We start from the raw sequence: 26,520 nt of genomic DNA, 5'->3' as shown, positions 1-26,520 counted from the left end.
GCCCCGGCCCTCGTACTGGATGTACTTGGGTCGGGGCCCGGTGCGGCGAGAGTGCGTGCATGGCGTCGCGCGGCAGACGGGAGTTTGACGACAGGACCTAGTGGCGCAGGGCGCGCGGTGCCGTCCCGGTCGCCTCGGTCGCCTCGGCCGGCTCACCGATCCGCACGCGCACCCCGGCCCCCGTCCCTCACCGGCTAACCAAGGATCGACGTCAGGAACTCGCCGACCCAGGCCAGCAGTTGGCGGCCGACCAGCGGCTTGCCGCCCACCTTCGCGGTCTTCGGGCGCGGGACCAGCACCTGGTGCGCGGCGGGCTTGATGACCGTGCCCGGGTAGAGCCGCTTGAGCCGCAGCTCCTGCGACTCGCGCAGTTCCACCGGCGCGAACCGGATGTTGGTGCCCTGCAGGACGATCTCGCCGACGCCGCACGCCCGCGCGAGCATCCGCAGCCCGGCCACCAGCAGCAGGTTCTCCACCGGTTCGGGCAGCTTGCCGTAGCGGTCGGTGAGTTCCTCGCGGACGGCCTTGATGTCCTCCTCGGAGTTGGCCGAGGCGATCGAGCGGTACGCCTGCAGGCGCAGGCGCTCGCCGGGCGCGTAGTCGTGCGGGACGTGCGCGTCGACCGGCAGCTCGATCTTGACCTCCAGCGGCGGCTCCTCCTCGATCCCGCCGGTCTCCAGCTGCCGCCGGTAGTCCGCGACGGCCTCGCCGACCATGCGGACGTACAGATCGAAGCCGACGCCCGCGATGTGCCCGGACTGCTCGCCGCCGAGCAGGTTGCCGGCGCCGCGGATCTCCAGGTCCTTCATCGCCACGTACATGCCCGCGCCCATCTCGGTGTGCTGGGCGATCGTCGCCAGGCGCTCGTGCGCGGTCTCCGTCAGCGGCTTCTCCGGCGGGTACAGGAAGTACGCGTAGCCGCGCTCGCGGCCCCGGCCGACCCGGCCGCGCAGCTGGTGCAGCTGGGACAGGCCGAAGGTGTCGCCGCGCTCCACGATCAGCGTGTTGGCGTTGGAGATGTCGATGCCGGACTCGACGATCGTGGTCGAGACGAGGACGTCGAACTTCTTCTCCCAGAAGTCGACGACCACCTGCTCCAGCGCGGACTCCGACATCTGGCCGTGGGCCGTCGCGATGCGTGCCTCGGGGACGATCTCGCGGAGTCTGGCCGCCGCGCGGTCGATGGACTCGACGCGGTTGTGGATGTAGAAGACCTGGCCCTCGCGCAGCAGTTCGCGGCGGATGGCGGCGCCGATCTGCTTCTCCTCGTAGGGCCCGACGAAGGTGAGCACCGGGTGGCGCTCCTCCGGGGGCGTGGTGATCGTGGACATCTCTCGGATGCCGGTGACCGCCATCTCCAGGGTGCGCGGGATGGGCGTGGCCGACATGGTCAGGACGTCGACGTTGGCGCGGAGCTTCTTCAGCTGCTCCTTGTGCTCGACGCCGAAGCGCTGCTCCTCGTCGACGATGACCAGGCCCAGGTCCTTGAACTTGGTCTCCGAGGAGAACAGGCGGTGGGTGCCGATGACGACGTCCACCGAGCCGTCCTTCAGCCCCTCCAGGACGGCCTTGGCCTCGGTGTCGGTCTGGAAGCGGGAGAGGGCCCGCACGTTCACCGGGAACTGTCCGTACCGCTCGGAGAACGTGCCGAAGTGCTGCTGGACCAGCAGGGTCGTGGGGACGAGGACGGCCACCTGCTTGCCGTCCTGTACGGCCTTGAAGGCGGCCCGCACCGCGATCTCGGTCTTGCCGTAGCCGACGTCGCCGCAGATCAGGCGGTCCATGGGGACCGACTTCTCCATGTCCTCCTTGACCTCGGCGATGGTGGTGAGCTGGTCCGGGGTCTCGGCGTAGGGGAAGGCGTCCTCCAGCTCGCGCTGCCAGGGGGTGTCGGTGCCGAAGGCGTGGCCGGGGGCGGCCATGCGGGCGCTGTAGAGCTTGATCAGGTCGGCGGCGATCTCCTTGACGGCCTTCTTCGCGCGGGCCTTGGTCTTGGTCCAGTCGGCGCCGCCGAGGCGGTGCAGGGTGGGTGCCTCGCCGCCGACGTACTTGGTGATCTGCTCCAGCTGGTCGGTCGGGATGTACAGCCGGTCGCCGGGCTGGCCGCGCTTGGCGGGCGCGTACTCCACGACCAGGTACTCGCGGGTGGCGCCCTGCACGGTGCGCTGCACCATCTCGATGTAGCGGCCGACGCCGTGCTGCTCGTGGACGATGTAGTCGCCCGGTTCCAGGGTGAGCGGGTCGATGGTCTTGCGGCGGCGGGCCGGCATCCGGGTGCCGTCTCGGCCGGCGGCACGCTGGCCGGACAGGTCGGTCTCGGTGAGCACGGCGAGCCTGAGCGCCGGGTCCACGAAGCCGTACTCGATCGAGCCGCAGGAGACGTGCACCACGGAGGGGCTCAGCTCGCCGAGGTCGTTGTCGAGGCGGGCGGCGATGCCCTCGCCGCCGAGGACCTCCACCGTGCGGGCGGCCGGGCCGTGGGCCTCGGTGACGAACACCGTGCGCCAGCCGTCGGCGAGCCACCCCTTGGTGTCGGCGAGGGCCCGCGCGGTGTCGCCGCGGTAGGTCTCGGGGGCGTGCATGCCGAGCTTGAGGGTGTCCGCGTCCAGTTCCTCGTCGGCGGCGAACGGGGACACCGACCACCACATCATGTCCAGCTCGCGCGCGCGGTCGCGGACGTCGGCGATGGACCACAGGGAGGCCGCGCCGACGTCGATCGGGGCCTCGCCGCCGCCGGCGGTGGCCGCCCAGGACGCCTGGAGGAACTCCTGGCTGGTGGCGACGAGGTCGGCGGCGCGGGTACGGACCCGCTCCGGGTCGCAGACGACGGCCATGGCGCCCTTGGGCAGGACGTCGAGCAGCAGCTCCATGTCGTCCACCAGGACGGGGGCGAGGGACTCCATGCCCTCGACCGCGATGCCCTCGGCGATCTTGTTCAGCAGTTCGCCCAGCTCCGGGTGCTCCTCGGCGAGGGCACGCGCGCGGGCGCGGACGTCGTCGGTGAGCAGCAGCTCGCGGCACGGCGGCGCCCACAGGCCGTGCTCGGCGACTTCGAGGGAGCGCTGGTCGGCGACCTTGAAGTAACGGATCTCCTCGACGTCGTCGCCCCAGAACTCGATGCGCAGGGGGTGTTCCTCGGTGGGCGGGAAGACGTCCAGGATGCCGCCGCGCACGGCGAACTCGCCGCGCTTCTCGACCAGCTCCACGCGCGCGTACGCCGCCGCCGCGAGGGCTTCGACCACGTCGTTCAGGTCCGCGGTCTGGCCGGTCCTCAGGGCCACCGGTTCCAGGTCGCCCAGGCCCTTGACCTGCGGCTGGAGCACGGACCGCACGGGTGCCACGACGACGGAGACCGGGCCGGTCTCGGGGTCGTCGGGGCGGGGGTGGGCCAGGCGGCGCAACACGGCGAGGCGGCGGCCGACGGTGTCGCTGCGGGGGCTGAGCCGCTCGTGCGGGAGGGTCTCCCAGGAGGGGTACTCCACGACGCCCTGTTCGGGCAGCAGGGAGCGCAGGGCGGCGGCCAGGTCCTCGGCCTCCCGGCCGGTCGCGGTGACCGCCAGCACCGGGCGGCCGGCCTCACGGGCCAGGGCGGCGATCGCGAAGGGGCGGGCGGCCGGGGGGCCGACGAGGTCGACGTGCGGGCGGTTGCCGTCCGCCGCCGCCCTGATCGCTTCCTCGAGGGCGGGGTCCTTGACTACGGCGTCGAGCAGACCGTGCAGGCTCATGGAGGGGCTTTCCGTCCAGGGGGTCGGCAACACGAAGGGCCCGACTCGTGTGACGGGCCGGGGCTGTCCAGCGTACGACGGCGTGGGCGGCGGTGCGGGGGGCTGTGGACAACCCCGGGCGACCGCACAGCGCGGAAACCCGGTGCCGGGAAGTCCCCCAGGACTCCCCGGCACCGGGTCCACCCCCGCAACCCCCGTATGCGGTGGCCGTCGGCTCCGCCCGCGCGGCTGGTCCGCTAGTCCGTCGCGATGGCGTTCAGGACGTTCATGCGGCCCGCGCGGAACGCCGGGATCAGCGCGGCGAACAGGCCCACGAAGGCCGAGCCGATGAAGACGCCGGTGATCGTCGGCCAGGGGATCTCCAGGACGTTCAGGCCCTCCAGGGCGAGGAGCTTCTGGGCGGTCGCGCCCCAGCCCATGCCGAGGCCGAGGCCCAGCAGGGCGCCGAAGACGGCGATCACCACGGACTCCAGGCGGATCATGCGGCGCAGCTGGCGGCGGGAGAGGCCGACGGCCCGCATGAGGCCGATCTCCCGGGTCCGCTCGACCACGGACAGGGCCAGGGTGTTGACCACGCCCAGGACCGCGACGATGATCGCGAGTGCCAGCAGGCCGTAGATCATGTTCAGCAGCTGGCCGATCTGGTCCTTCAGCGCCTGCTTGTAGTCGGTCTGGTCGCGCACGGTCAGCGCCGGGTCGTCGCGCAGTGCCGACTTCAGCGCCTTGTAGGCGGCGGCTTCCTGTCCGTCCTTGGCGGTGGCGAACATCAGCTGGTCGAGGGGCATCCGGTCGGCCGGGACGTACTTGGCGACGGTGGCGATGGAGGCGTACATGGCGCCCTTGTCGACGACGACCTCGTCGCTGGTGATCGCGCGGACGGTCAGCTTCGCCGTGCGGCCGTCCTCGAAGTGGACGGCGACCGTGGAGCCGAGCTTGATGCCGTGGTCCTCGGCGAAGCCCTCGAAGACGGACATCGAGTCGGGCTTGTAGGCGTCGGCGAGGTCACCGGCGACGGTCTCGGTGCGCAGGTCCTGCACGTAGGTCGGGTCGGCCGCGTTGATGGTCTCCTTCTTCGAGACCCGGCCGTCCGGCGTGGTCAGGGACGCGTCCAGGAGCTTGTACTCGGTGACCCGCTCCAGGCCGGGTGTGTCCTTGATCTTCTCCACCATCTGCGGCTTGATCAGGTTGTACTCCTGGTCGCCCTGGATGATGAAGTCCGTGCCCACGGTCTTGTCCAGCTGGTCGGTGGCCGAGGCCACCATGGAGGAGCCGACCACCGACAGGCAGGCCACCAGGGCGAGGCCGATCATCAGGGCGGCGCCGGTGGCGCCGGTGCGGCGCGGGTTGCGCAGCGCGTTGCGCTCGGCCATGCGGCCCACGGGCCCGAAGATCCGCAGGATGACCGCGCCGAGGACGCGGACCAGTCCGGCGGCGAGCAGCGGGCCGATGACGACGAAGCCGATGAGTGTGGCCACCACGCCCAGGCCCAGCCAGCCCGAGCCGGTCTTGGCCTGGTCGGCGGTGGCGGCGGTGTACAGGCACCAGCCGCCGGCGGCGGTCAGGAGCAGGCCGATCACGGCCCGGACGGCGCCGGCCTTGGCGTCGGCCGGGGCGCCCGCGTCGCGCAGGGCGGCCATCGGGGAGACCTTGCCGGCGCGCCGGGCGGGCAGGTAGGCGGCGAGGACGGTGACGACCACGCCGAGGAGCAGGCCGATCGCGGGGGTGGTCCAGGCGACGGTGAGGTCGTCGGTGGACAGGTTCATGCCCATCCGGCCCATGAGCTTCATCAGGCCGATCGCGATGCCGACGCCCGCGCCGACGCCGAGCACCGAGCCGAGCAGGCCGAGCAGCAGCGCCTCGACCAGTACGGACCGGTTGACCTGCTTGCGGGAGGAGCCGATGGCGCGCAGCAGGCCGATCTCGCGGGTGCGCTGGGCGACCAGCATGGAGAAGGTGTTGATGATCAGGAAGATGCCGACGAGGAAGGCGATCCCGGCGAAGCCGAGCATCGCGTACTTCATGACGTTCAGGAAGCTCTGGACGTCCTTCTGGTTGGCGTCGGCGACCTCCTTGGCGGTCTGCACCTTGTAGTCGTGCCCGAGGACGGCGGTGACGTTCTTCTTCAGCTGCGCGTCGGTCACGCCCTCGGCGGCCATGACGTTGACGTCGGTGTAGACGCCGGTCCGGCCGACGAGGGTCTGCTGGGCGGTCCTGGTGTCCAGGTAGAAGATCGCCGCGCCGGGGTTGGTGACCTTGAAGGCGGCGACGCCGGACACGCGCGCGTGGTGCGTGCCGACGGCGGTGATCAGGCCGATCTCGTCGCCGAGCTTGAGGTGGTGCTTGTCGGCGGTGTCGGCGTCGACCATCACCTGGTCCGGGCCCTTGGGCGCCGTACCGGAGGTGATCTCCATGGTGCGGGCGTCGTTGCCGTTCCAGCTGCCGACGATGGTGGGCGCGCCGCTGGTGGGCGACAGCTTGTCCTTGTCGGCGTCGATGACGGTGACCGAGGTGGAGAACACCGTGCCCTCGGCCGACCTGACGCCCCGGGCCTCGCGGATCTCCCCGACCACGGAGGCGGGCAGCACGGGCGGCTTGCCGGTGCGGGAGGTGGTCTCCCCGGTGTCGGAGGAGCCCTTGGCGCTGACCTGGACGTCGGAGGACGTGGCCTGGAACAGCTTGTCGAAGGTGGTGTTCATCGTGTCGGTGAACACGAGCGTGCCGCACACGAACGCCACCGACAGCAGGACCGCGATCGCCGACAGCGCCATGCGGCCCTTGTGCGCGAGGAAGTTGCGCATGGAGGTCTTCAGCACGGTCATGACGTGCGCCCCCGGGCGTCGAAGTCCTTCATGCGGTCCAGGACCTGGTCGGCCGTCGGCTGGTACATCTCGTCGACGATCCGGCCGTCGGCGAGGTAGAGCACGCGGTCGGCGTAGGAGGCGGCCACGGGGTCGTGGGTGACCATGACGATGGTCTGGCCGAGTTCGTCCACCGAGCGGCGCAGGAAGCCCAGGACTTCGGCTCCCGCGCGGGAGTCCAGGTTCCCGGTCGGCTCGTCCCCGAAGATGATCTCCGGGCGGGCGGCGAGCGCGCGGGCCACGGCGACGCGCTGCTGCTGGCCGCCGGAGAGCTGGGTGGGGCGGTGCTTGAGGCGCCCGGCGAGCCCGACGGTCTCCACCACGCGGTCCAGCCAGGCCCGGTCGGGCTTGCGGCCGGCGATGTCCATGGGCAGCGTGATGTTCTCGATCGCGTTCAGCGTCGGCAGCAGGTTGAACGCCTGGAAGATGAAGCCGATCCGGTCCCGGCGCAGCTGGGTGAGCTTCTTGTCCTTCAGGCCGGTGATCTCGGTCTCGTCCAGGTGGATGTGACCGCTCGTCACCGTGTCGAGGCCGGCGAGGCAGTGCATCAGGGTCGACTTGCCGGACCCGGAGGGGCCCATGATCGCGGTGAACTGGCCGCGGGCGATGTCCACGTCGACGTGGTCCAGGGCGACGACACGGGTCTCACCGGACCCGTACGCCTTCACGACCTGCCGCGCCCGCGCGGCAACGGCCGTAGGCCCTCCAGTGCCCCCGTGCCTGGGAATGGTCACAGCCGATGTCACGGTATGTCTCCTCTATCGGTTGGCAGATCGGTGCGCAGTGCCCGGGTTCCGGGCGGTCGTCCTGGGTACGCCGATGAGTCTCGCGGTCGGCGGGGGCGTCGCGCGCTGGTGCGAAGCCCCGTCTTTCCGGGGGGTAATCCCCACCCCCGCCGGTGCGGTCCGCCGCCCCCCAGCGGCGTAAAGCCAGGTTAAGGAACACCCCCGGCCTGTCTCGTCCTCCGCCGGGACGAACCCTCCCCGAGCCGTAGTACGGAGGAACCCCTAGGGGTGCTCCACCGCCGGGTGGAGCCGTTCTCGGGGTCCCCTCCACCCTTCGGCGCGGAAAGCCTCCACCCTTCCGCCGCGTCAGGGTCAAGCCCGGCCCGCCGTGGGAAGCTGTCGTCCCGGTGATACGTGCAGGGGGCACGGGGTAGCGTCCGACAGGGGCCACGGGAGGGGTGTGCGGTGGGGAGTACGACACCGGCGATACGCGGCGGAGCCGGCCGGCGGCAGGACACCCGGCGGCGCGGCGCGGTGGTCGCCGCGCTGATGCTGGCGATGGCACTGGCCGCGCTCGACTCCACCGTCGTCTCCACGGCCGTACCGCAGATCGTCGGCGACCTCGGCGGGTTCTCCGTCTTCTCGTGGCTGTTCTCCGGCTATCTGCTCGCCGTCACCGTCACGCTCCCCGTGTACGGCAAGCTGTCCGACACCTTCGGCCGCAAGCCGGTGCTGGTGGTGGGCGCGGCCGTGTTCCTGCTGGGCTCGCTGCTGTGCGCGGTCGCCTGGAACATGGGGGCGCTGATCGCGTTCCGGATCGTGCAGGGCCTGGGCGGCGGGGCGTTGCAGGGCACGGTGCAGACGCTGGCCGCCGATCTGTACCCGCTGGCGGAGCGCCCGAAGATCCAGTCCAAGCTGTCCACGGTGTGGGCGGTCTCCGCGGTGGCCGGTCCCGGGCTCGGCGGGGTGCTCGCCGCCTACGCCGACTGGCGCTGGATCTTCCTGGTCAACCTGCCGATCGGCGCCGCCGCCCTGTGGCTGATCGTGCGTCATCTGCACGAGCCGGAGCGGGAGAACGCGCGCCAGGCGCGCGTGGACTGGGCCGGCGCGCTCGCGGTATTCGCGTGCGGCGGGGTGCTGCTGACCGCGCTGGTGCAGGGCGGAGTGGCGTGGCCGTGGCTGTCGGCGCCGTCGCTGGCCCTGTTCGGCACGGGTCTGGTGCTGGTCGCCGTGGTGGTGGGGGTGGAGCGGCGGGCCGCGGAGCCCATCATCCCGGGCTGGGTGTGGCGGCGCCGGACGATCGCGGCCGTCAATCTGGCGCTGGGCGCGCTGGGGTTGCTGATGGTGGCGCCGAGCGTGTTCCTGCCGACGTACGCGCAGTCGGTGCTCGGGCTGGCTCCGGTGGCCGCCGGGTTCGTGCTGTCGGTGTGGACGCTGAGCTGGCCGGTGTCGGCCGCGCTCAGCCAGCACGTCTACCGGCGGATCGGCTTCCGGGACACGGCGCTGGTCGGCATCGGTCTGGCGGCGCTGATCCTGTGCGCGTTCCCGTTCCTGCCGTATCCCGGGTCGTGGTGGCAGCCGACGCTGCTGATGCTGCTGCTGGGCGGGGCGCTGGGGCTGTTCCAGCTGCCGCTGATCGTCGGGGTGCAGTCGACCGTGGGCTGGTCGGAGCGGGGCACCACGACCGCGTCGGTGCTGTTCTGCCGGCAGACCGGCCAGACCCTCGGCGCGTCCCTGTTCGGCGCCGTCGCCAACGGCGTACTGGCCGCGCGGCTGGGCGGGGCGGGCGACCTGGACTCCGTCACGCGCGCGCTGGACGCCGGTACGCCCCCCGAGGCGACCCGGCGGGCCATCGCCGGCGCGGTCCACGCGGTCTACCTCGGGGCGGCGGGCGCGGCGGCCCTGGCCTTCGTGGTGCTGCTGGTGGTGGCGCCCCGGCGGTTCCCGGTGCTCCAGGACTGAACCCGGCGGGTTAACGCGGGTAACACCCCAGGTCGGACCCGTTTCCCCGGGGAAAGCGCATACCGACCGGCCAGTTCGGTGAAAACGCCGCGCGGCCCGCACCTCGCGAGTAGCGTGCGTGGCCCAGCTCCCCCACCTCCCTGCGGTCCGCCGCCACGGACCCGAGCCACGCAAGGAGCCCCGGGATGTCCTACGACCCGCCGCACCCGTCCCCCTCACCCGGCCCCTCGTACTCCCCGCACCCGTCCGAGCCGTCGCACCCGGCGCGGCCGACCTACCCCTGGCAGCCGCCCGCGCCGCCCGAACCGGCGCGGGCGGTCCGCCGGGCGCCGCGCGACCCCCTCGGCCGGCACAGCGACCTGCGCGTGCTGCGCAGCGCCTACCGCTGGCAGCGGCGCACCGCCACGCTCACCGCGCTGGGCTACTTCACGCTGTTCCTCGTCCTGTCCGCGTACGCGCCCGGCGTCATGACGCGCACGGTCGCCGACGGCATCCCCGCCGGACTGCTGCTCGCCCTCCTCCAACTCCCCGTCACCTGGCTGGCGATCGCCCTGTACGAGCACACCGCGCGCCGGCACGTCGATCCGCTCGCCGACCGCATCCGCAGGCAGGCCGAACTCGACGCGCGGCGCGGAGCGACCCGATGACGGCCGCCGCCGGCGCGGCGTCCACCGGCTTCAGCGACTCCGCGCAGACCATGTCCCTGGTCGCGTTCTCCACGGCCGCCACCGTGACCCTGCTGCTGTGCGTGATGACCGGCCCCGACCGGGACGACCTGGACGAGTTCTACACCGGCTACGGCTCCCTGTCCCCGCTGCGCAACGGCCTCGCCATCGCCGGCGACTACATCTCCGCCGCCACCGTCCTCGGCACCGGCGGAGTGATCGCCCTGTGCGGCTACGACGGTGTCGTCCTCGCCCTCAGCACGGCCCTGTCGCTGATGCTGCTGATGTTCCTGCTGGCCGAACCCCTGCGCAACGCGGGCCGGTTCACCATGGGCGACGCCCTCGCCCGCCGGCTGCCGGGCCGCTGCGTACGCATCACGGCCTGCGCGGTGACCATCGCCGCGCTCCTGCCGCTGATGCTCGTCCAACTGGCCGGAACCGGGCAGCTGATGGCCTTCATCCTCGGCTTCACCAACGAGTCCCTGAAGACCGGATGCGTCGTGGGACTCGGCCTCCTCATGATCGCCTACGCAGCGATCGGCGGCATGAAGGGCACCGCGCTCATCCAGATCCTGAAGATCGTGCTGCTGGTCGGCTCGGGCGCCGTGGTCGCCCTCCTGGTCCTGCGCCGCTTCGACTGGGACCCGGGCGCCCTGTTCACCGCCGCCGCACGGCAGAGCGGCGCCGGGCCGGCCTTCCTGCGCTCCGGGCTGGAGTTCGGCACCACACCCACGGGCCGCATCGACATGATCGCCTCACAGCTGACCGTCGTCCTCGGCGGCGCCTGCCTGCCGCACATCACGATGCGCATGTACACCGCCTCCAGCGCCCGCCAGGTGCGCCGCTCGATGTCCTGGGCGGTCTCGCTGGTCGCCCTGTTCGTCCTCGTCATCACGGTGGTGGGGTTCGGCGCCACGGCCCTGCTCGGGCGTACGGCGATCTCCACGGCCGACGCGCAGGGCAACACGGCCTACCTGATGGGCTCGCGCGCGGTGTTCGGCGCCGACGTGTCGACGGCGGAGACCTTCCTGTTCACCCTGGTCACCACCGCGCTCTTCCTGACCCTGCTCGCCTCGGTGGCCGGGATGATCCTGGCCTGCGCCAACTCCCTCGCGCACGACGTGTTCGCGGCCCGGGTGCAGGAGATGCCGGCCCGCCGCGAGATGACCCTGGCCCGCGTCTCGGCGCTCGCCACAGGGGTGCCGACGATCCTGCTGGCCACCCTGGTGCAGCACCACAGCCTGCAGCCCCTGGTCACGCTCTCCTTCTGCCTGGGGGCCTCCGCCCTCGCCCCCGCCCTGGTCTACGGCCTCTTCTGGCGCCGCTACACCCGCAGCGGGCTGCTGGGCACGCTGATCGGGGGCTCGCTGACCGTGCTGCTGCTCATGCCGGGCACCAACCTCGTCTCCGGGTCGCCCGTCTCCGCGTTCCCCGGCGCCGACTTCAACTGGTTCCCGTTCACCACCACCGGCATCGTCTCCATCCCGGCCGGATTCCTCTTCGGCTGGCTCGGCACGGTCCTGTCGGGCCGCGCCAAGGCGGAGCGGCAGCGGCGCCAGTACGAGGCGGTGGAGGGACGGATCCTGGCGGGGGCGGTACGGAAGGGGAGTTGACGGGAGCACCGGCACGTTCGCCGGGCGGACGGCTACTCCAGGACCACCCTGCCGGTCAGCGAGATGAGGCTGTCGCGCACGGAGTCCATGTGCGCCTGCATGTCGTCCCACAGCTCGCCGTGCTCGCGCAGCACCCGCTCCGTCTCCCCGGCGATGCGCTCCTCCTGCGCGCGCGCCTCGGCGATGATCTCGGCGGCACGCGCGCGTGCCTCCTCCGGGGAGCGGCGCGCGTACTCCTCGGCCTCCGCGAGGGCACGCTCGGCCTCGGCCAGCGCGGCCTCGGCCCGGCTCGCCCGTCCGGCGTGCCCGGCGTCCAGCGCCGCCATCCGCTCGGCCTCCTCCCGCTCGGCCTGCGCCCAGCGCGCGGCGTGCTCCCGGGACTGCTCGGCGAGCATGCCGTCGGTACGCCGGCGCGCCTCACGCAACTCCGCGAGCGCCTCCCTGCGCCCCGACTTCACCGCGCGCCGGGCGCCCACACGGATACCGTCGGCCTCGGCCTGCACGCCCAGGAGCCACTGACGGGCGCGTTCGTCCGCCTCCGCGCGGACCGCGTCCGCCGCCTCCTGCGCCTCCCGCAGGATCCGCTCGGCGTCCGCCTCGGCCCGCGCGACCTCCTCCTCAGCTTCGCGCCGGGTGCGTTCCCGCAGGTCAGCGGCCTCATCAAGCACGAACTGGTACAGCTGCCGGGCGCGCTCCCCGAGCGTGTCGTACGTCTGCGGCGAGAGCTGGGCGACGGCCTCCCGCAACCGCGCGGCCTCCGCCCCCATGTCCTTGGCGAGCACGGTCAGCCGGGCGGCACGCTCCCAGGCGGCGTCCCGGTCCTCGGACAGCGCCTCCAGGTACGCCTCGACCTGGTCGGGACGGTAGCCACGCCCCCGGACCGTCGCGAAGCCGTGCGGTGGCATCGATGCGCTGCTCACCCTGGGGACCCCTCTCCACCGGACCTGCACGACAGGATGATTTCGCGCATATCTTTATGGATGGGAAGTAACTGTTCATAACGCGACACTCCGCAGGCACGTCACGCCGATGCTCCGAACGGCCCCCCTGACGGACAACGCGCCGGGCCCCGCACGCGCACGTGCGGGGCCCGAATGCTCACACCCGGCGTCCGGGCGGCGACAGCGCTACAACAGCCCGTCCCACATCTGCTCCAGCAGCACCGACCACCAGCTCTCCGGCGAACCGAGCGCCGCCGGATCGAGGGCGGCCAGCTGCGCCTGGAAGTCGACGGTCCAGCGGCCCGCCTGCTCCTGGTTCAGCCCGTACCGCAGCCGCCACATCCGGCCCAGCAGCGCCAGACACCGGGTGAACTCCGGCAGCCCGGTGTTCACGAACTGCGGTGGCACCGGCGCACCGCCCGGGCCCGCCTCCACCGGCACGGCCACGATGTTCGCCGTCCCGTACTGCACACAGATCGCCTTGCCGAAGTCGGTGCCCATGACGAGGTACGACCCCGCGTCCGCCGCCGGCCGCACCCCGCGCTCCGCCGCCAGCTCCGCCAGCGTCGGCACCGGACGGCCCGGCTGCGCCTGCGCCCAGAAGAACGGGCCCATGTCCAGCGGCAGCCCCGCCACGACCAGCGTGTGCGCCACGATCGGCGGCACACCCTGCCGGGACACCGCCTGCTGCTCGAACCGGAAGATCCCCGGCCCGAACGCCCCGGCCAGCTCCTGCGCGATCCCCTCCGGGGGCACCGGCGGCGCGGCCTGCACCGGCGGCAGCGGCGCCCGCACCGGCGCGGGCCGCGCGGGACCGTCCGCCACCTGGTGCAACTCGCCCTGGTGCGCCAGCAACTGCCGCATGCCCTGCTGCCGGCTCGCGTGATCCGTACCGTACGGCGCGATGCTCGCGATCCGCGCCTGCGGCCACTGCTCCCGGATCATCCGCGCGCAGTACGCCCCCGGCAGCTCGCACGACTCCAACTCCGTGTGCAGCTCCAGCACCTGGTCCGGCGGCACGTTCATGGCCCGCAGCTCGTGGAAGATCTGCCACTCCGGGTGCGGCGTCCCCGGCGCCGAACGCCGGATCAACTGCTGCTCGGACCCGTCCTGCGCGCGGTACCGCAGCACGGCCTGATAGCCGGGCCCGACCGTCGGCTGCCCCTGTTGCGGATACCCGTACGCCGTGGCCTGTCCAGGCATGGCGGCACCCGGCGGCATGCCACCCGGGGGCATGGGGGGCTGGGCGCCGGGCGCGCTGGGGGGCATGCCGGGGGTGCCGGGGGCCATGCCGGGGGGCGTGGGCGGCCGGCCGCCCGGAGGCATGCCTGGAGCACCGGGAGGCATGGCCGGCTGACCACCCGGAGCGCCGGGAGGCATGCCGGGGCCCGGCGGCACGGGCGGCTGACCACCCGAAGCGCCGGGAGGCATGGCGGAGGCGCCCGGCGCCGGGGGCGTACCCGGGGTGCCAGGAGCCGCGGGGGCACCGGGCGGGTTCGGCATACCCGGGGCGCCCGGCATGCCGAGTGTGCCGGGAGCGGGCGGTGGGGGCGCGCCCGGCCCGGCCAGCGGCGGAGCGGACAGGACGGTCTCCGCGTGGTGCACGGCACCGTGAGCAGAGGGGGTGCCGGGGCCGCCGGGTGCTCCCGGCACGTTCGGTGCTCCCGGCGTGCTGTTCATGCCGGGGGCGCCCGGAGCCGCAGGGGCGCCGGGCGGGTTCGGCATGCCCGACGCGCCCGGAGGCTGGGGCGCCGTCCCGCCCAGCCGGCTCGGGTCGGCCAGGACCGTGGCCGCGTGGTGCACACCGCCCGGCGGCGTACCGCCCGGCGCCTGCGCCCCGTCCGCGTCCCCCGGACCGCCCTGCCCCTCAGGACCCTCCGGCCCGAGCGACGACACGAGCTGCGTCGGCACGTACCCGCCTGCGGGCGCACCCGGCGCGGGCGACGTCGCCGCACTCCCCGGGCGCGCGCCCGGCATGCCCGGGGCGCCCGGCGGCGGAGGCGGCGCGCCCACGCCACCACGCCCCTTGTTCGGCGGCGCCGCCTTGCTCGTCGCGGCGTCCGCGATGTCCCCCGCGTTCGGCGCGAGCCGCCGCGCGGGCGCGCCCGGGGCCGCCGGAGGCCGCGGTGCGTGCGGCGCACCGCCCGGTGCCTGCGAATAGCCGTACCCCGGGGCGCCCGGCGCACCGGGGGGCGGGGGCGCAGCGCCCTGCGCCGGCGGGTAAGGCGGTACGCCCGCCGGGGGCGTGCCCAGGGCCGGCGGAACGTGCGGATGACCGTACGCCGGCGTGCCCGGCGGCGGTGGGGGCGTGTTGCCCTGGCCGACACCAGGCGCACCCGGCGGGACAGGCGCCCCAGGTGCGCCACCCTGCGCCCCCGGCAGATCGAGCGCCGGCGCGACCGCCGTCGGCGGGAGCCGGCTGCCGCCCGACATCAGCGCGGTCGGCGCGTCCGGCGCGACCGCCGGCGGACGCGGCGCCTCGTCCGCGTCATTCAGCGGCGGCGCGAACACCGTCGCGGGCAGCGGCACGGAACGGTCGTCCTCACCGGACCCCGCGTTCGTGTCGGTACCGGCCCACGGCGTGGCCCCCACGGGCACATCCGCACCCGCCGGCACCCCGGCCTGCGTCTCGGCCGGCCCGGCCCCGCCGGAGGAACCCGCACCCGACGCCGCAGCGGCCGAACCCCCGTCAGAGACCGACCCACCAGCGGAAGCCGAACGCTGGTCAGCGGACGCGTCCACACCCGGAATCGGCGAACCCGCCCCCTCCGTCCGCCGCTCCCCCAGCCCCAGCTTGTCCGCCGCCTCCTGCAACCACTCCGGAGGAGTCAGCAGGAACGACGTCTGGTTCAGGTCCAACCGCGCGGAAGCAGGCGCCGGCACCGCGTCCCGCGGCTCGTCGGCGCGGCCGTACTCCTCCTCGTACCGGCGGATCACCTCACCCACCGGCAGCGCGGGCCACAGCGTCGCCTCCCCGCTGTCCCGGGCGATGACCAGCCGCTGGCCGCCCGCGTCCGAACGCGGGCCCTCCGCCCGGTCCTCGCCCCACACCACGAACCCCAGCTCGAACTCCCGCACCCGCACCTCACGGTGCTGGTACGCGGGCACGTCACCGTTGATCCACTCCTCGGCGCGCTCCTGCGCCTGCGCGTACGTCACCATCGCCTGCAGCTCACTCCCCCACCGGGCCGGAAGACGCCGAGCCGGAAGACACCGGGACGACACGGGCGAAACCGCCGTCCAACATCAGATGGGCCACCGTCTCCAACTCCGGCGGACTCCCGGCCAGCCGGGACAGAAACGCGTCGAAGTCGTCACCGCACGGCAGCAGCAGACGCTCCACCCGCTCCGCCGGCGACCACGACGGATCCACGTCCCGCACATCGTCGTACGCGCAGAACCACACCGAACCGACCCGCTCGCCCCTCACCTTCACCGCGAGCAGCCCGCCCTGCACGAAGGTCACACCGAGGTAGTCCTTCGTCAGATGATCGCGCAGGCACTTGTTCACGTACACCAGGTCATTGACCGCGGCCTCGTCCCGCACCGTGAAGAACGGCTGGTCCAGCAGCAGCCCCAACCCGGCGTCCAGCGCCGTGCCGACCGGCGCGCAGCCACCCGCCGCCTTCAGGAACGAGCGGTACGCGCCCGGCAGCCGGTAGCCGAGATCCTCCTCGACCCCCTGCACCTGCGCCTCCGTCACCGCCACACCCGACTTCGGCAGCCCGAAATGCGCCGGCCGCGCATCCTGCAACGGCCGCGTACCGCGCTTGCCGTGGTCCACCGGCGCCGTCGCCACCCCGCCGTGATGCCGCAGCAGCGCCTTCACCTCGACCGGCACCAGCTCCAGCCGCCGCGTACCCGCCACGTGATGCCACGTCCAGCCGTGCGGCGTCGCCACATCCGGCACCGTGTCCCACAACTCGTGCCCCGCCGCCGCGAGCGCCGCGTTCGCCGACACACAGTCCGTCAGCCGCAGTTCGTCGACCCCGAAACCCTCCGGCGGCTCGGCGATCTCCACCGCCACGCGCGCGTACGGCGAGAAATCCGGGTAACCCCGCTCATCGACCCGTACCCCTCTCGGGTGACGTGCCGCCCGGACCGGATCCGGAAAGTGCACGACCTGCCCGGCGTAGGCCGCGTTCGGCGGCGCGGCTTGTCCACCGGCCTGGCCGCTGGGCGGTGTCCCCAGCCCGAGCCGACCTGTCGTCATGGCGGTTGCCCCCTGCGGCGTTCTCTCTGGCCTGAACGGCGGTGTCGATCGCGGATGGCGACAGCCTATGCGGTACGCCAACCCCGGTCACCGGCCCACCGCGTCCCCACCCCCCGACACCCCCCGACACCCACCGACACCCCTCCCACGCCACCGTGACCAGCCGTCACCCCACCGTCACAGCCCGCCCGGACACGGGCGTGTCGCACCGCCCCAGCTTCCCCACCAGCCACGGCATTTGGCACCCTGTGTCCTTCGGGGGGATGCCCGGGGAGGGAAGAACGACCATGAACACTCTGCGGACCGGAGGTACCGACGTGCGGGCCGGCGACCCTCGCATCGACTGGAGCGGCACCGACACACCCCCCGCCCCCGCCCTCCGGCACCGCCGCGACGGCATCCTGCCCACCGTCGCCGCCGCCCTCTCCGTCCGCGGCGCCACCCTCACCGGCACCGCCGCCCGCGGCGACCAGCCCCCGGCCCTGCACCCCCTCGTCCAGGACTTCCTCGACACCCTCACCAGCGACCAACGCGACCGCTCCACCGGCCGCTGCGCCGAAACCATCCTCATCTCCCGGCACATCGCCGCCGCCGACGCCGCCCGCAGCAAACGCGCCGCCCGCAGACCCATGACCAACGGCGAAGCCCGCAAAGCCCTCAAACACGCCAAACTCACCGCCCGCCGCATACGCGAGGACGGCGACCCCCTCCACGGCAGCTTCGCCGCCCCCTGCCGCGCCTGCACCGCGCTCAGCGCCCACTTCGGCGTCCGCATCGTCGACCCCACCGCGACCGACGGCTGACCCCCCGCCACCACCAGCACCACCAGCACGCACGACGATCGAAGGGCAGATGCACCCCGACCGCACGTCCACCACGCGCTTCCCCGTACCCGTCGACGCCGCCCTGCGCGCCGCCGGCTGGCAACCCGGACGCTGGGACATAAAGCAGGCCGAGATCTGGGCCGACGCCCTGCGCGAACACACCTCACCCGCCGGACACCGGCACACCGTGTTCCCCGCCGCCGTCGAAGCCTGGGCCGAATTCGGCGGCCTGAGCATCACCCCCACCGGCCCCGGCCGCCAGATCGCCCCCGCCGGCCTCCACGTCGACCCCCTGCACGGCCTCCACCACGCCCGCACCCTCGGCGACCTCGGCCGCGCCCTCGGCACCGAACTCAGCCCCCTCGGCGAGGAGACCGACACCGCCGCCCTCCTCGCCATCGACGCCGAAGGCCGCGTCTACACCATCGACCACACCGGCGACTGGTACCTCGGCCCCGACATCGACCACGCCCTGTCCACCCTCATCACCGGCATCCAACCGGTCCGCCTCACGGCCGGCTGACACACCGGCACGCATCACGGCCGACCGGCCCCCGGCACAGGTCACACCGCCGGCCGCCACCGCGCCAGCACGGCCGACCACCACCCCGGCACACACCGCCGACTGCCCCCGGCGCGCCACGGCCGGACGACACCCCGCGCGTGCCACCGCCTCATCACCGCCCCGGAACGCCCCCGCCGCCATGCCGGCACCCCGGCACCCCGGCACACCGGCACCCCGGCACCCCGGCACCCCGGCACCCCGGCACCCCGCCGGACGGCACACCGCACGTGCCACCGCCTCACGACCACCCCGGCGCGCCCCACCGCCGACCCACACCCCGGCGCCCGCCCGCCCCACCGCCGGACGGCACCCGCGCCCCTACAGCCCGCCCAGCCCCGGCGGGTCGTCGTAGCCGGGGGCCGCGGACCCCGACGAAGGCCACTTCGTCGCGTCCTCCAGACACCCCAACTCGTCGTACATCCACCCACGAGCCGCCTTCCCCAGACGCACGGCCGCCTCCCCGCGCAGCCCATCGTTCCCCTCCGGCGCCCACACCCCACCGGGCAACCGGGCCTCATGCGCGGCAAGCGCCGCCCGCCCCGCCTCCGACAGCCACCCGGACCCCACGCCCTCATGACGATGAGCCCGCACACCGACGACCATCACCACCACCACGACCGCCGACACGACCCACACCGGCCCGTCCCCCGCCACCGCGACAGCCACCGCCGCCACCCCCAGCAACCCCGACACCCAGTGAGCCACCCACAACAGGAAGTCGGCCGCATCGAACGCCCGCCCCCGCGACGGACTGCCGTCGACCAGCCCCCACTCCGCCAGCCGGTCACCGACCGCATCGATCGCCGGACGCCTCACCAACCGGTCCATCCGCCGCCACACCCGGCGCCGCGGCCGCACACCGATCACCCCGATCACAGCCGCCTCCACCGCGTCCCTCGGCACCGGATCAGTGATCGAGACCACCTGGTCCCGCACCGACAACCGCCCACCCAGCAGCATCGACGCCATCGCCGTCCGCGCGACGTACTCACCCCTGCCCGACAGGAACGCCACCTCGTACAGACCCAGCTCCACACCCTCCGGCCACGCGCCCACCGGCGCCTCCACACAGCGCCGGTACGCCCGACGGAAGAACCAGCCGGCGACCCCCGTCACCACACAGCAAAGACCGAGCAGAATCCCCCACGCCACGGCTCACCCCCCGGCCCGGGCCCGGAAACCCGGCGACCTGCCCCCTGCATGCCCCCACCAGGACAAGGTCACCCCAACCCTACGCCGCCGGAATCACCGCCGACACCCGGAAACCACCCGCGTCCGTCGGACCCGACACGAACACCCCACCCAGCGCCACGACCCGCTCCCGCATCCCCACCAGGCCGTTCCCACCCGACGGCAACCCCGCCGCCGACGCCGACGCCGGCTCCGGCGGCGGCTCGTTCTCCACCTGCATCGCGATCTCCGACACCCGATGCGCCAACCGCACATGCGTCTTCGCACCCGCCGCGTGCTTGTGGACGTTCGTCAACGCCTCCTGCACCACCCGGTACGCCGTCTGCTCGATCTCCGCCGCATACGACCGCACCTCCCCCTCGACCGACAGATCCACCACCATCCCCGCGGCGGCCGACTGCCCGATCAACTCATCCAGCTCCGACAGACACGGCCCCTCCCCGGACCCCTCCGCCTCGGCCACCCGCGAAGCCGCCGCCGCAGCCGCCATCCCCACCGCCGCCAACGGCGCCGACGCCGCACGCCGGACCACGTCCTCCCCCGCCCGCAGCACCCCCAGCATCTCCCGCAACTCCGTCAACGCCTGCCGCCCCATGTCCCCCACCAGCGCCGCATTCCGCACCGCCTTCTCCGGGTCCTTCCGCGCCACCGCCTGCAACGCCGCCGCATGCACCACCATCAGACTCACCCGATGCGCGACCACGTCATGCATCTCCCGCGCGATCCGCGTCCGCTCCTCGCTACGCGCCCACTCGGCCCGCTCCTCCGCCCGCTCCGCGAGCAACTGCAGCTCCCGCTCCAGCGAGTCCGCCCGCTCCCGCAAACTCTCCATCAACCGCCGCCGGGCCCCCACATACAGACCCAGCAACACCGGCGGAGCCGTCAGCCCCAACGCCGTCGTCACCGCCGCGAACGGCACGAACCAGTCACCCAGCGTCAGATCCCCACGCGACATGTCCTGCCGCACCCGCACGAACGTCACCACCGCCGTCCCCAGCAGCGACATCCCCGCCAACACCCCGATGATCCGCCGCGGCAGCTCCGCCGCCGCCAGCGTGTACAGCCCGACCACCCCCATCAGGAAACCCATCTGGGCAGGCGTGATCGCGATCGCCACCAGCACCACCGCGATCGGCCACTTCCGGCGCACCAACAGCACCGAACCGGCGAGCAGACCGAACACGATCCCCACGGACGCCGGGATCCCCGCGTCCCGCGCGAACGGAATCCCCTCCGCCGCACACTCCGTCGCGGACACCAGCGCCAGCGCCCCGTCGAACACCGCGCTACGCCGCCTCACCCACCACCAAGGGCCGGTCAGCGCCCTCTCGTGGTCTTCCCCCGTCGTGGTCATGCCTCCAGCCTACGGGCGAGGGGTACGGCATTTCCGGTGACTTTCGCCTACCACCACACGCCACACTCGGTAACCGAACGACCTCGAAACCACCCGGTATCCCTCGAACTGGTGAACCTCTCCCGTTCGACCCCGGAACCCAACATTCCGTCCGGACGGTATGCATATGGCACATTCACTCGGCAAGTACGCCGACTTCGAGGGCCTGCGGGAGCGGGCGGTGGCCCTCCGCCGGGCGGGCCACAGCCTCCGCCAGATCCGCGACGAGCTGAAGGTCTACAACAACGACATCCTCAACCAACTGGTGAAGGGTGAGCCGCCACCGGACTGGACGAAGCGCCCGAGGGCCAAGGACGACCTGCGAGCACGGGCACGAGAGCTGAGGCTCCAGGGCTGGACGTACGACCGGATCGAGGCGGAGCTGGGGTGCTCACGGAGTTCCGTGTCGCTGTGGGTACGGGATCTGCCGCGGCCGGAGCGGCTCGATCCGACCGAACAGGCAAAGCTCGCAGCCCGCAAGCGGTGGGAGCACGAGCTGGCAGTCCGCGACGAGAAACGACGCCAGACCAAAGCAGCCGCCACAGCGGAAATCGGCGACATCTCCGATCGCGACCTGTTCATCGCCGGCATCGCGCTTTACTGGGCCGAGGGCACCAAGGACAAACCCCACGCCCGACGTGAGCGGGTCGCGTTCGTCAACAGTGACCCCGGCATGATCCGCCTGTTCCTTGCCTGGCTCGACCTGCTCCAGGTGGAGCGCGACACGGTGAGCTACCGCGTAATGATCCACGAATCGGCCGACGTGCAAGGCGCCGAGCGGTACTGGGCAGACCTCGTCGAAGCCGACCGCGGCAGCTTCGGCAAGACAACCCTCAAACGGCACAACCCGAAGACGGTCCGGAAGAACACCAGCGAGAGCTACCGAGGTTGCCTCGTCATCACGGTCCGGCAGAGCGCCGAGCTGTACCGTCGCATCGAAGGCTGGTGGTACGGCATAGTAGGGGCTGCCACCGCGACCGATCGAGAGAATCGGACATAGCGGTAATCCCGGGTCGTCTAAGGGCAAGACGTCAGATTTTGGTTCTGATCATGGGGGTTCGAGTCCTCCCCCGGGAGCACATGCCCAGTTCGGGCCCTGACCGGCAACACCACCGTCAGGGCCCGCGCTCATGTCCCCCCCAACCCGCCCCGGTATCCTGCGGCTGTCACCCCCACCCACCCACAGCCGAAGGGCAACCCCGTGAGCGCCATCCGCCCGGCCGCCGTCGTCGTTCTCGCAGCGGGTGAGGGCACCCGTATGAAGTCGGCCACACCGAAGGTCCTGCACGACATCTGCGGCCGTTCCCTGGTCGGACATGTGCTGGCCGCCGCCCGTGAGTTGGAGCCGCAACACCTGGTCGTCGTGGTGGGCCACGCCCGTGAGCAGGTCAGCGCGCATCTCGCCGAGATCGACCCGGCCACCAGGACCGCCGTGCAGGCGAAGCAGAACGGCACCGGGCACGCGGTGCGGATGGGCCTGGAGGAGCTGGGCGGGTCCGTCGACGGGACCGTCGTCGTCGTGTGCGGGGACACCCCGCTGCTCACCGCCGGCACGCTCCGGCGGCTCGCCGAGACGCACCACGCGGACGGCAACGCCGTGACCGTGCTGACGGCCGAGGTCCCGGACGCGACCGGTTACGGCCGGATCGTGCGGGACGAGGCGACGGGTGCCGTCACGGCGATCGTGGAGCACAAGGACGCGTCCGAGGTCCAGCGGGCGATCCGGGAGATCAACAGCGGTGTGTTCGCGTTCGACGGGCAGCTGCTGGCGGACGCGCTGAAGAAGGTGCGGACGGACAACAGCCAGGGTGAGGAGTACCTCACGGACGTGCTGGGGATCCTGCGGGAGGCCGGGCACCGGGTGGGGGCCTCGGTGGCGGCCGACCATCGTGAGATCGCCGGGATCAACAACCGGGTGCAGCTCGCGGAGGCGCGGCGGATCCTGAACGACCGGCTGCTGGAGCGGGCGATGCTGGAGGGGGTCACGATCGTCGATCCGGCGACCACGTGGGTCGATGTGACCGTCACTTTCGAGCGGGACGCGGTGGTGCATCCGGGGACGCAGCTGACGGGGTCGACGCATCTGGGTGAGGGTGCCGAGGTGGGGCCGAACAGCCGGCTGAAGGACACCAAGGTGGGTGCGGGGGCGCGGGTGGACAACACGGTGTCCGACGGGGCTGTCGTGGGGCCGCAGGCGTCCGTGGGGCCGTACGCGTATCTGCGGCCGGGGACCCGGTTGGGTGCGAAGGGCAAGATCGGGACGTACGTCGAGACGAAGAACGCGTCCATCGGGGAGGGTACGAAGGTGCCGCACCTGTCGTATGTCGGGGACGCGAGGATCGGTGAGTACACGAACATCGGCGCGGCGAGCGTGTTCGTGAACTATGACGGTCAGGACAAGCATCACACCACGGTGGGGTCGCATTGCCGGACGGGTGCGGACAACATGTTTGTGGCTCCTGTCACGGTCGGGGACGGTGCGTACACCGCCGCCGGGTCGGTGATCACGAAGGATGTGCCGCCCGGTTCGCTGGCCGTGGCCCGTGGTCAGCAGCGGAATATCGAGGGTTGGGTGGCCCGGAAGCGGCCGGGGAGCGCGGCGGCGAAGGCGGCCGAGGCGAGGTCCCGGCGGGGTGAGAACGAGGACTGACCGGAAACGCGTGCGCCGGACACGGCGTACCGTGATAAGTGCACATCCGCATGTGTGCACCCTGCACCCTTACCAGCTGATTCGGCCTCTCACGCCCAGCCGAGAGGTCGTCGAGCAGCCGGCTGGTTGAGACAACCTCTGAGGAGACTGTGCTGTGACCGGGATCAAGACGACCGGCGAGAAGAAGTTGATGTTCTTCTCCGGCCGCGCCCACCCCGAGCTTGCCGAGGAGGTCGCCCAGCAGTTGGGTGTCGGGGTCGTCCCGACGAAGGCCTTCGACTTCGCGAATGGTGAGATCTACGTTCGTTACCAGGAGTCGGCTCGTGGTGCGGACTGCTTCCTGATTCAGAGCCACACGGCTCCGATCAACAAGTGGATCATGGAGCAGCTGATCATGATCGATGCGCTGAAGCGTGCTTCGGCGCGGTCGATCACGGTGATCGTGCCGTTCTACGGTTACGCGCGGCAGGACAAGAAGCACCGGGGTCGTGAACCGATTTCGGCGCGTCTGATCGCGGATCTGATGAAGACGGCGGGTGCGGACCGCATCCTGACCGTGGATCTGCACACGGATCAGATCCAGGGTTTCTTCGACGGTCCGGTGGACCACCTGTTCGCGTTGCCGCTGCTGGCGGACTACGTGGGCGGGAAGGTGGACCGGGAGAAGCTGACGGTGGTGTCGCCGGACGCGGGCCGGGTGCGGGTGGCGGACCGGTGGTGTGACCGGCTGGGTGCGCCGCTGGCGATCGTGCACAAGCGGCGTGACAAGGATGTGGCGAACCAGGTGACCGTCCACGAGGTCGTGGGTGAGGTCAAGGGTCGTGTGTGTGTCCTGGTGGACGACATGATCGATACGGGTGGCACGATCTGCGCGGCGGCTGACGCGCTGTTCGCGCATGGTGCGGAGGATGTCATCGTGACGGCGACGCACGGTGTGCTGTCGGGTCCGGCGGCCGATCGGTTGAAGAACTCGCGGGTGAGTGAGTGCGTGTTCACGAACACGCTGCCGACGCCGGGTGAGCTGGCGGCGGATCTGGACAAGATCAAGGTGCTGTCGATCGCTCCGACGATTGCGAGTGCGGTGCGTGAGGTGTTCGAGGACGGCTCGGTGACCAGCCTCTTCGACGAGCAGTGAGGTTTCTGCACCCCGTGGTGCAGCCCCTGTTGTGATCGTTTTGGGTACGGCCTCCCCCTCTGAGTAAACTGACGCAGTTGCTCGGCGAGGGAGGCCGTACTCGCGTGGTGCGAATACGGCGGTCCGTTATCGACGCGCTCTTCGTAGCAGGCCGTTCGTGGCCGGGTGACCACGTCCGTTCCGAGTTCCTACGAGGAGTGATCCATATGTCCGAGGTGAAGCTCAGCGCCGAGACCCGCACCGAGTTCGGCAAGGGTGCGGCCCGCCGCATCCGCCGTGACAACAAGGTGCCGGTCGTTCTGTACGGCCACGGCTCCGACCCGCTGCACCTGACCCTGCCGGGCCACGACCTGCTGCTGGCGCTGCGTACGCCGAACGTCCTGATCTCGCTGGACATCGACGGCAAGACCAACGAGCTGGCGATCCCGAAGGCCGTGCAGCGCGACCCGCTGAAGGGCTTCCTGGAGCACGTCGACCTCCAGCTGGTCAAGCGGGGCGAGAAGGTCACGGTCGAGATCTTCGTCCACACCGAGGGTGAGCTGGCGCCGGGCGGCAACCTGCTGGAGCACGTTCTGAACGCGCTGCCGGTGGAGACCGAGGCCACGCACATCCCCGAGTCCGTCACCGTCTCCGTCGAGGGCCTGGAGGCCGGTGCCTCCATCCTCGCCAAGGACATCCCCCTCCCGTCCGGCACCACGCTGGCCGTCGAGGAGGACACGGTCGTCCTGCAGGTCCTGGCCGCGCAGGCCGAGGAGACCGAGGGTGAGGCCGCCGAGGGTGAGGGCGCCGAGGCCTGATCCTCGCCGTCGTCGTCAACTGGTCAGCCGCTGCTTCCCTCGCGGGGAGCGGCGGCTGGCGCGTATCAAGGAGACATGGACGTGACCACCGCCGCCAGTGATCCCTGGCTGATCGTCGGGCTCGGCAATCCCGGGCCGGAGTACGCCATGAACCGGCACAATGTCGGCTTCATGGTGGCCGACCTGCTCGCGGAGCGGATCGGGGGGAAGTTCAAGCGGGCGGGCAAGGCGCAGGCGCAGGTGCTGGAGGGGCGGATCGGTCCGGCGGGACCGGGCAGCCGCCGGGTCGTGCTGGCCAAGCCGATGTCGTACATGAACCTGTCCGGTGGTCCGGTGAACGCGTTGCGGGACTTCTACAAGGTTCCGGTGGGCAACATCGTGGCGGTCCATGACGAGCTGGACATCGATTACGGGACGCTGCGGCTGAAGCTGGGCGGCGGTGACAACGGGCACAACGGTCTGAAGTCGATGACGAAGGCGATGGGGCCGGACTACCACCGGGTGCGGTGCGGGATCGGCCGGCCGCCGGGTCGGATGCAGGTGGCGGACTTCGTGCTGAAGGACTTCTCCTCGGCGGAGCGCAAGGAGCTGGACTGGTTCGTGGACCGTGCGGCGGACGCGGTGGAGTGTCTGGTGACGGAGGGGCTGGAGCGGGCGCAGAGCGCGTACAACTCCTGACTTGTCCGGGCTTGGCCCTGCGGGGAGTTGACCGGTCGTACGGATATGGCCAATGATCCCGGCCATGCCTGCCTCAGCCAGTACCGCTCGTCAGGCGTCCGTGTCCGCGTTGCGGTTCGGGCGGGTCGCGGCGATGGGTGCGCTCGCCGCGCTGATTCTGTTCGCCGGGGTGCGGGGGTCCTGGGGGACCGCCCAGCACGTGATGCTGGCGAAGGGGCGTGAGTCCGGCACGGTGAAGGTGACGCGGTGTGCCGGGGGCACCTGTACGGGGCCGTTCACGCCGGCGTCGGCGGGGGCGCGGCCACGCGCGCGCGTGGAGATCGAGAAGTCCGTGGCGGTGCGTACGGGGGCGACGTACGCGGTGGTGCTGAAGCCCGGTACCGGGGAGGCGGTGCGCTCGGGCCCGGCGGGCATCCTGTACGCCTGGGTGCCGCTGGGCGGGGCGCTGCTGCTGGCCTCGGTGGTGGTGGCGGGCGGGATGCGGCTGGTCCGGGCGGCGTGGGTGCTGGGGCTGTCCGGGGCGGTGCTGCTGACGGCGGCGTTCGCGGCGTTGCAGTGAGGTGGGCGAAAGAGGGTACCCCCGGG

19 protein-coding genes and 1 tRNA gene are annotated in these 26,520 nt (G+C 72.1%); 12 read left to right on the top strand and 8 right to left on the bottom strand.

Translation table 11 applies throughout. From position 1 onward, the window contains the following. Positions 1-194: 194 nt before the first annotated feature. The 3 genes from mfd to AB0L21_RS03770 form a co-directional block, all read right to left on the bottom strand. Positions 195-3,725, bottom strand: coding sequence for a transcription-repair coupling factor (mfd, locus tag AB0L21_RS03780; RefSeq protein WP_365703275.1), 3,531 nt, complete (start codon positions 3,723-3,725; stop codon positions 195-197). Positions 3,726-3,961: 236 nt separating this feature from the next. After that, positions 3,962-6,544 carry an FtsX-like permease family protein gene (locus tag AB0L21_RS03775; protein ID WP_365782026.1) on the bottom strand — a complete coding sequence of 861 codons (2,583 nt, stop codon included), beginning with the start codon at positions 6,542-6,544 and terminating at the stop codon, positions 3,962-3,964. Then, complete coding sequence (locus AB0L21_RS03770; protein WP_365703279.1) at positions 6,541-7,329, bottom strand: ABC transporter ATP-binding protein; 789 nt, start codon at positions 7,327-7,329, stop codon at positions 6,541-6,543. The genes AB0L21_RS03775 and AB0L21_RS03770 overlap by 4 nt, the downstream gene beginning before the upstream one ends. Positions 7,330-7,773: 444 nt before the next feature. Here AB0L21_RS03770 and AB0L21_RS03765 point away from each other — a divergent pair, with 444 nt between their 5' ends. From AB0L21_RS03765 to AB0L21_RS03755, 3 genes are all read left to right on the top strand, one after another. Then, positions 7,774-9,270 (top strand): MFS transporter, encoded by a 1,497-nt coding sequence (locus AB0L21_RS03765; protein ID WP_365782024.1) that lies wholly within the window; start codon positions 7,774-7,776, stop codon positions 9,268-9,270. Between the two features lie 185 nt (positions 9,271-9,455). Next, the gene (locus tag AB0L21_RS03760) at positions 9,456-9,917 is read left to right on the top strand and encodes a DUF485 domain-containing protein (RefSeq protein WP_365703283.1); all 462 of its coding nucleotides are present in this window, start codon (positions 9,456-9,458) and stop codon (positions 9,915-9,917) included. Further along, entirely contained in the window at positions 9,914-11,548 is a 1,635-nt protein-coding gene (locus AB0L21_RS03755) for a cation acetate symporter (RefSeq protein ID WP_365782022.1), read from the top strand. Before AB0L21_RS03760 ends, AB0L21_RS03755 begins: the two co-directional genes overlap by 4 nt. 32 nt (positions 11,549-11,580) lie before the next feature. Here AB0L21_RS03755 and AB0L21_RS03750 read toward each other — a convergent pair whose 3' ends face one another. The 3 genes from AB0L21_RS03750 to AB0L21_RS03740 all read right to left on the bottom strand — a co-directional run bounded on the left by AB0L21_RS03750 (position 11,581) and on the right by AB0L21_RS03740 (position 16,702). Next, positions 11,581-12,468 carry a cellulose-binding protein gene (locus AB0L21_RS03750; protein WP_365703287.1) on the bottom strand — a complete coding sequence of 296 codons (888 nt, stop codon included), beginning with the start codon at positions 12,466-12,468 and terminating at the stop codon, positions 11,581-11,583. 207 nt (positions 12,469-12,675) lie between these two features. Beyond that, positions 12,676-15,651, bottom strand: coding sequence for an SUKH-4 family immunity protein (locus AB0L21_RS03745; RefSeq protein WP_365782020.1), 2,976 nt, complete (start codon positions 15,649-15,651; stop codon positions 12,676-12,678). A 10-nt stretch (positions 15,652-15,661) separates the two neighbouring features. Then, complete coding sequence (locus tag AB0L21_RS03740) at positions 15,662-16,702, bottom strand: SMI1/KNR4 family protein (protein ID WP_365782018.1); 1,041 nt, start codon at positions 16,700-16,702, stop codon at positions 15,662-15,664. Positions 16,703-16,989: 287 nt separating this feature from the next. On the opposite strand from AB0L21_RS03740, the gene AB0L21_RS03735 reads away from it, so the two are divergent. Both AB0L21_RS03735 and AB0L21_RS03730 read left to right on the top strand, forming a co-directional pair. After that, positions 16,990-17,505 (top strand): YwqJ-related putative deaminase, encoded by a 516-nt coding sequence (locus AB0L21_RS03735; RefSeq protein ID WP_365782016.1) that lies wholly within the window; start codon positions 16,990-16,992, stop codon positions 17,503-17,505. Positions 17,506-17,554: 49 nt separating this feature from the next. Continuing rightward, on the top strand, positions 17,555-18,049 hold the full coding sequence (locus AB0L21_RS03730) for an SUKH-3 domain-containing protein (protein WP_365782014.1): 495 nt from the start codon (positions 17,555-17,557) through the stop codon (positions 18,047-18,049). A 360-nt stretch (positions 18,050-18,409) separates the two neighbouring features. Here the strand turns inward: AB0L21_RS03730 and AB0L21_RS03725 are convergent, their stop codons facing one another. Next, on the bottom strand, positions 18,410-19,243 hold the full coding sequence (locus tag AB0L21_RS03725) for a TIGR04222 domain-containing membrane protein (RefSeq protein ID WP_365782012.1): 834 nt from the start codon (positions 19,241-19,243) through the stop codon (positions 18,410-18,412). A 79-nt stretch (positions 19,244-19,322) separates the two neighbouring features. Beyond that, positions 19,323-20,636 carry a histidine kinase gene (locus AB0L21_RS03720; RefSeq protein WP_365782010.1) on the bottom strand — a complete coding sequence of 438 codons (1,314 nt, stop codon included), beginning with the start codon at positions 20,634-20,636 and terminating at the stop codon, positions 19,323-19,325. A gap of 166 nt (positions 20,637-20,802) precedes the next feature. On the opposite strand from AB0L21_RS03720, the gene AB0L21_RS03715 reads away from it, so the two are divergent. From AB0L21_RS03715 to AB0L21_RS03685, 7 genes are all read left to right on the top strand, one after another. Then, complete coding sequence (locus tag AB0L21_RS03715) at positions 20,803-21,675, top strand: hypothetical protein (protein WP_365782008.1); 873 nt, start codon at positions 20,803-20,805, stop codon at positions 21,673-21,675. A gap of 6 nt (positions 21,676-21,681) precedes the next feature. Beyond that, positions 21,682-21,752, top strand: a tRNA-Gln gene (locus tag AB0L21_RS03710). Positions 21,753-21,876: 124 nt separating this feature from the next. Beyond that, positions 21,877-23,325 (top strand): bifunctional UDP-N-acetylglucosamine diphosphorylase/glucosamine-1-phosphate N-acetyltransferase GlmU, encoded by a 1,449-nt coding sequence (gene glmU, locus AB0L21_RS03705; protein WP_365703303.1) that lies wholly within the window; start codon positions 21,877-21,879, stop codon positions 23,323-23,325. 154 nt (positions 23,326-23,479) lie between these two features. Further along, positions 23,480-24,460 carry a ribose-phosphate diphosphokinase gene (locus AB0L21_RS03700; RefSeq protein WP_365703305.1) on the top strand — a complete coding sequence of 327 codons (981 nt, stop codon included), beginning with the start codon at positions 23,480-23,482 and terminating at the stop codon, positions 24,458-24,460. A 206-nt stretch (positions 24,461-24,666) separates the two neighbouring features. After that, positions 24,667-25,257, top strand: coding sequence for a 50S ribosomal protein L25/general stress protein Ctc (locus tag AB0L21_RS03695; RefSeq protein ID WP_365703307.1), 591 nt, complete (start codon positions 24,667-24,669; stop codon positions 25,255-25,257). A gap of 75 nt (positions 25,258-25,332) precedes the next feature. Continuing rightward, the gene (gene pth / locus AB0L21_RS03690; RefSeq protein WP_365782006.1) at positions 25,333-25,935 is read left to right on the top strand and encodes an aminoacyl-tRNA hydrolase; all 603 of its coding nucleotides are present in this window, start codon (positions 25,333-25,335) and stop codon (positions 25,933-25,935) included. A 52-nt stretch (positions 25,936-25,987) separates the two neighbouring features. Next, positions 25,988-26,494: a hypothetical protein gene (locus tag AB0L21_RS03685; protein WP_365782004.1), complete on the top strand. Its 507-nt coding sequence runs from the start codon at positions 25,988-25,990 to the stop codon at positions 26,492-26,494. Positions 26,495-26,520 lie beyond the last annotated feature (26 nt).

Source organism: Streptomyces sp. NPDC052721 (genome assembly GCF_040678315.1).
Taxonomy (GTDB): domain Bacteria; phylum Actinomycetota; class Actinomycetes; order Streptomycetales; family Streptomycetaceae; genus Streptomyces.
Note: the sequence above shows the minus strand (reverse complement) of the source record. Positions and strands in the feature narration are given on the sequence as shown.

What these genes read in the sequence shown, in the direction of transcription:
- mfd (WP_365703275.1), bottom strand. Translation starts at nt 3,725, where the DNA reads ATGAGCCTGCACGGTCTGCTCGACGCCGTAGTCAAGGACCCCGCCCTC.
- AB0L21_RS03775 (WP_365782026.1), bottom strand. Translation starts at nt 6,544, where the DNA reads ATGACCGTGCTGAAGACCTCCATGCGCAACTTCCTCGCGCACAAGGGC.
- AB0L21_RS03760 (WP_365703283.1), top strand. Translation starts at nt 9,456, where the DNA reads ATGTCCTACGACCCGCCGCACCCGTCCCCCTCACCCGGCCCCTCGTAC.
- AB0L21_RS03755 (WP_365782022.1), top strand. Translation starts at nt 9,914, where the DNA reads ATGACGGCCGCCGCCGGCGCGGCGTCCACCGGCTTCAGCGACTCCGCG.
- AB0L21_RS03745 (WP_365782020.1), bottom strand. Translation starts at nt 15,651, where the DNA reads ATGGTGACGTACGCGCAGGCGCAGGAGCGCGCCGAGGAGTGGATCAAC.
- AB0L21_RS03740 (WP_365782018.1), bottom strand. Translation starts at nt 16,702, where the DNA reads ATGACGACAGGTCGGCTCGGGCTGGGGACACCGCCCAGCGGCCAGGCC.
- AB0L21_RS03735 (WP_365782016.1), top strand. Translation starts at nt 16,990, where the DNA reads ATGAACACTCTGCGGACCGGAGGTACCGACGTGCGGGCCGGCGACCCT.
- AB0L21_RS03730 (WP_365782014.1), top strand. Translation starts at nt 17,555, where the DNA reads ATGCACCCCGACCGCACGTCCACCACGCGCTTCCCCGTACCCGTCGAC.
- AB0L21_RS03720 (WP_365782010.1), bottom strand. Translation starts at nt 20,636, where the DNA reads ATGACCACGACGGGGGAAGACCACGAGAGGGCGCTGACCGGCCCTTGG.
- AB0L21_RS03715 (WP_365782008.1), top strand. Translation starts at nt 20,803, where the DNA reads ATGGCACATTCACTCGGCAAGTACGCCGACTTCGAGGGCCTGCGGGAG.
- AB0L21_RS03695 (WP_365703307.1), top strand. Translation starts at nt 24,667, where the DNA reads ATGTCCGAGGTGAAGCTCAGCGCCGAGACCCGCACCGAGTTCGGCAAG.
- pth (WP_365782006.1), top strand. Translation starts at nt 25,333, where the DNA reads ATGGACGTGACCACCGCCGCCAGTGATCCCTGGCTGATCGTCGGGCTC.
- AB0L21_RS03685 (WP_365782004.1), top strand. Translation starts at nt 25,988, where the DNA reads ATGATCCCGGCCATGCCTGCCTCAGCCAGTACCGCTCGTCAGGCGTCC.